Raw genomic sequence first — 4901 nt, forward strand, 5'->3', positions numbered from 1 at the left:
GAAAGGAGAATAAAAAATGAAAAAGAGATGGATTATACTAATGGTTGCTATGATTATAATAGCAATAGCGGGGTTATTTGCCAAAGAACCTTCATTCGACTGCGATTTTTCTAAAATCAACGCGGCGGATGTTGCTTGGCTCATAACGGCAACGATATTCGTTTTGATGATGACGCCGGGACTTTCGTTTTTCTACGGCGGTATGGTTGGAACGAAAAATGTAATATCCACTATGCTTCAAAGTTTTATAGCTATGGGTATTATAAGCGTTCTGTGGGTGGTATTCGGATTCAGTCTGGTTTTCGGAGACGATATTGGAGGAATAATAGGAAATCCTTTAACATTTCTTATGTTCGATAATGTCGGCGCGGATATTTATACCACTCCTACGGGAAAAATACTTGGCGGAGGAACTATTCCTTTGGCTTTATTTGCGTTATTTCAAATGAAGTTTGCGATAATAACTCCTTCGCTCATAACTGGTTCGTTTGCCGAGAGAGTGAGATTTTCGGCGTATATGTTTTTTATGATGTTTTTCTTCGTATTCATATACTGTCCTTTGGCTCATATGACTTGGCATCCCGATGGATTTTTCATGAAATTGGGCGTAATAGATTTTGCGGGCGGTATAGTCGTTCATGCATCTTCTGGAGTCGCCGCTTTGGCGGGAGCTATATTTTTAGGAAGTCGTCAGGCATACAATAGAAAATCCGAACCAGCGAATATACCTTTCGTTCTGCTCGGAGCGGCTATGCTTTGGCTTGGATGGTTCGGTTTCAACGGAGGCTCTTCTTTGCATGCGGACGGAATGGCAATAAAAGCTTTTCTTAATACGAATACCGCTTCGGCTACGGCGATGATGACTTGGATATTCTTCGATTGTTTGAGAGGAAGAAAACCTTCCGCAATGGGAGCGGCTGTAGGATGCGTAGTCGGATTGGTTGCGATAACTCCTTCTGCGGCTTATGTGACGGTAGGAGAGAGTATATTCATTTCTTTCGTTATAACCATAATATCGAATCTTGCGGTTTATTGGAAAAGTCATTCGAGTATAGACGATGCGCTTGATGTGTTTCCAACTCATGGTGTCGGCGGTATATTCGGAACGGTTTTAACGGGAATATTTATTAAAGAAGGACTAATAGCTGGAACGGGCGATGGTTTTATAATATTTCTTTATCATTTACTTGCGGTGGCTATAGTCTTCGTTTATACTTTTATAGTCAGTTATTTCGGATATTGGATTATAGACAAAATGATTCCTATGCGAGTGTCTACCGAAAGCGAAAGAATAGGTTTGGATATAAGTCAGCATAACGAAAGATACGGTTTCGCTCATTCGGACGAAGGCGAAATTGCCGAATACGATTTGAATAATGAAGATTAAGATTTTCAATATTTGATTTTTATTTAATCCTTAAATTAAAGGTTGTCTTGCGTTTTGCAGGACAATCTTTTTTAATTCCTTTGACAAAACCGATTTTTATAGTAAAATATATCATTATGAGAATTGCATTTTTCGATTTGGACAAAACTATTATAAAAAAAGATTCTTTAGTTCCGTTTATGATTTTCTACCTAAAAAAAAATCCAAAAAGTATAATTTATTATATCAAATTGATTCCTTATTTAATTTTATTCTTTTTGAAAATTATAGATAATAATAAAATAAAATATAAAATAGCTTCGATATTCAAAAATATAACCGTAGAATTCGGAGAAAAAATAGGAAAAGAATTTGCAGATTCGATAATTCCAAATTTATATTTCAAAGACGCTTTGGATGAAATTAAAAAACTTAAAAGTCAAAAATATACTCTAATTCTGATAACGGCGAGTTTTGAATTGTATGCGAAATTTATAGCGAAAAATTTGGGATTCGATAAATGCATGGGAACGGAACTTTGGACTTTTAGAAACAAATTCACGGGTTATATGTATGGAAAAAACTGCTACGGAGCGGCAAAAAGATATAGATTATTTACCGAGCATATTTTTCCAAATCATAAACATAAAAATATTGCATATAGCGATTCAATAAGCGATTTACCTATGCTTAATTTTGCCGAAACTAAAATATGCGTAAATCCTAATAATAAATTTAAGAAATACGCGAAAAATAACGAAGGCTTTTTTATAGTAAAATGGAGATAATTAATGAATAATAATATTTTAGAAAACGAAATAAATATAACGGAAATTATAAAAGAAGTTGAGATTCAAAAAAAAGAAAATATTATTGATAAGATTAATAATTTTTTGGATGTCAATAATTTTGAATACGCGAAAAGATTGGCGGAAGAATTGATAAAAAAAGAACCGCAATATAAAGAAGCTTATTTGGTTTTGTCGGATATTTATTACGAGGAAGAAAATTATAAAGCCGTTATTGATATTTTGAATAAAGGGCTAAATTATATAAATAACGATAAAGATTTGCTTGAAAATAAAATCGAAGCGCTTACGAGTCTTTATAAATACGAAGACGCGAAAACCGTTATAAACTCTTTAATAAATTTAGGAAACGCTGATTCTTCAATTTACGGACAATATGGCGTTATCTTGTCGATGGAAGGGAAATATAAAGAAGCTTTGGAACAGTATAAAAAAGCGATTTCTCTGAATTATAGCGATATTGCTTCTATGATTAATATGTCGATAACTTATAAGGCTATGTATTTGTATGACGATGCGATAAATATTTTGGAGAGAGCTTTAACGGTAAAAAAAGACAATAATATTTTAAGCAGAATAAACGATATAAAATCCATAAAAGAAAAATCTAATTTCTATGCGGGAAGATTGATTCCGATTCAGGCGAATCCCGACAGATTCAATTTGCTCGTTCCAGAAAATTTCAACGCGAAAATTGAAAACGGAATTTTGAAAATAGAAAATGAAAATAATTCAATATCGATTATGATTAGTTATGAGAACTTAAAAGAAAATTTGAAAAACGAAGAGATAAATAATATATTTAATGATTTTAAAACAAAATGCGGAGAGATATATTCGATTGTGTCGCCCATGTCGATAGAAAATAGAAAAGAATATAACGACATTTTTGCCTCGACAATTTTTACTTCAAAAATTAAAAATAATTATACTTTTAACGCGATGGCTATGGCGATAAAAAATAAAGAATCTATTATTTTAACTTTATCTTCAACGGTTTATATAAGCGGTTATTTAATATCGTTTGCGAAAAATATTATTAACAGTCTTTATTTTAAATAATTTTTTTTAATAATTTTTTAACAATTTTTTAATAAATGAAAATGAACGAAATAAAAGAAATAAATAAAATCATTAAAAGTTTGAACGAAATTCCCGAGCCTTTTTCGGTTGACGGAATAATCAAAATCTTTGAAAATAATTCAAAAAAAATAATAAAAAATTTTGCAATTTATTTTTATAAGGAAAATGGAGAGACGATTTTATGGAATATTTCAAATAATAAATTCGATTTAAAAAACGGTTTTAAATTTCAATTAATTGCTCGAAATTACAACTTCGGTTTTATTATAGTAGAAAGCGAAATTCAAAAAGAATATTTATATATTTTAATCAATCATTTATCTTTGATTCTTTATAGCGAAAAATTATCGTTTTTGGCAAATAGAGACAGACTCACGGGAATTTATAATAGAGGTTATGTTTTCAGATATTTATTGAATAAAGAAAAATCAAAAGAAATTTATTCGATAGTGATAATAGATTTGGATAAATTCAAACATTATAACGACAGCTACGGACATAATGTCGGCGATTATATTTTGAAAACTGCGGTAAAAGTTATAAAAGAATCTTTAAAAAAAATTTCTTATAAATCAATTTTCGCAAGATACGGCGGCGAAGAATTTATAATTGTTTTCGATATAAATAATAAGAAAGAACTTTTTAATTCTATGGAATTTATAAGAAATAAAATTAACGAAACGGATTTTTCAACGGAAGAATATTCCCTTAAAGCGACTGCATCTTTTGGCGGAGCGATTAAAGAAGAAAATATTTCTTTAGACGATTTTATAGACAATGCGGATAAATCTCTTTATAAAGCGAAACAAACGGGAAGGAATAAATCGGTAATATGAATTAAATTTATTTTATTTATATTATTGAAAATTATTAAGCCAAAGATAAAGCCACTTCCATCATATTCGTAAAAGTTTTTTCTCTCTGTTCGGGCGTTGTCGCTTCTTTTGTAATTAAAGAATCTGAAATCGTCAATATACAAAGAGCGTTCGCTTTTCCGTAAGCTGCGTTCATATATAATGCGGCGGCTTCCATTTCTACGGCAAGCACTCCCATTTTTGCCCATTCCATAGTTGAATTATTAGCTCCGTAAAATACATCGGAAGACAAAATATTTCCAACATGATAATTTATTTTCATGCTTTCCGCTTTATCTACAGCTTTTTTTAATAATTCATAACTCGCTATCGGTGCGAAAGTTCCTTTAAGTTCGTATTGATATGCATAATTTGAATCGGTGCAAGCTCCCATTCCTATAACCAAATCGCCTATTTTCAATTTTTCGGATAAAGTTCCCGCCGTTCCAATTCTTATAAGATTTTTGCATCCGAAAAAATGTATAAGTTCGTAGGAATATATACCGCAAGATGGCATTCCCATTCCCGTGCCTTGAACCGAAACTTTTTTTCCTTTATAATTTCCCGTATAGCCGAACATATTTCTAACCGAATTATATTGAACGACATTTTCCAAAAAATTTTCCGCTATAAATTTCGCCCTCAAAGGGTCGCCAGGTAAAAGTATAGTTTCAGCTATATCGCCTTTATTTGCCTCTATATGCGCAGTTGCCATAATGCACTCCAAAAATTTATTTTTATTTATTATATACTAAAATAAAATAATTTGTATATTGATATAATTAATAC

5 protein-coding genes are annotated in these 4901 nt (G+C 31.2%); 4 read left to right on the plus strand and 1 reads right to left on the minus strand.

Translation table 11 applies throughout. The features are described 5' to 3' along the window. Positions 1–16 precede the first annotated feature (16 nt). The 4 genes from ACR0QS_RS11050 (at position 17) to ACR0QS_RS11065 (ending at position 4094) form a co-directional block, all read left to right on the plus strand. A complete protein-coding gene (locus tag ACR0QS_RS11050; RefSeq protein ID WP_432633504.1) occupies positions 17–1387 on the plus strand; it encodes an ammonium transporter in 1371 nt (456 codons plus the stop codon). Between the two features lie 113 nt (positions 1388–1500). Next, the gene (locus ACR0QS_RS11055) at positions 1501–2154 is read left to right on the plus strand and encodes an HAD family hydrolase (RefSeq protein ID WP_432633507.1); all 654 of its coding nucleotides are present in this window, start codon (positions 1501–1503) and stop codon (positions 2152–2154) included. Between the two features lie 3 nt (positions 2155–2157). Continuing rightward, positions 2158–3237 carry a tetratricopeptide repeat protein gene (locus ACR0QS_RS11060; RefSeq protein ID WP_432633505.1) on the plus strand — a complete coding sequence of 360 codons (1080 nt, stop codon included), beginning with the start codon at positions 2158–2160 and terminating at the stop codon, positions 3235–3237. 50 nt (positions 3238–3287) lie between these two features. Beyond that, positions 3288–4094 (plus strand): GGDEF domain-containing protein, encoded by an 807-nt coding sequence (locus ACR0QS_RS11065; RefSeq protein WP_432633508.1) that lies wholly within the window; start codon positions 3288–3290, stop codon positions 4092–4094. A 34-nt stretch (positions 4095–4128) separates the two neighbouring features. On the opposite strand, the gene deoD is transcribed toward ACR0QS_RS11065, so the two are convergent. Then, entirely contained in the window at positions 4129–4827 is a 699-nt protein-coding gene (gene deoD, locus ACR0QS_RS11070) for a purine-nucleoside phosphorylase (RefSeq protein WP_432633506.1), read from the minus strand. Between the last annotated feature and the right edge of the window lie 74 nt (positions 4828–4901).

The organism is Brachyspira sp., assembly GCF_050873525.1.
GTDB lineage: Bacteria > Spirochaetota > Brachyspiria > Brachyspirales > Brachyspiraceae > Brachyspira.

Coding starts and splice junctions, on each gene's coding strand:
- ACR0QS_RS11050 (WP_432633504.1), top strand. CDS start 17: ATGAAAAAGAGATGGATTATACTAATGGTTGCTATGATTATAATAGCA.
- ACR0QS_RS11060 (WP_432633505.1), top strand. CDS start 2,158: ATGAATAATAATATTTTAGAAAACGAAATAAATATAACGGAAATTATA.
- deoD (WP_432633506.1), bottom strand. CDS start 4,827: ATGGCAACTGCGCATATAGAGGCAAATAAAGGCGATATAGCTGAAACT.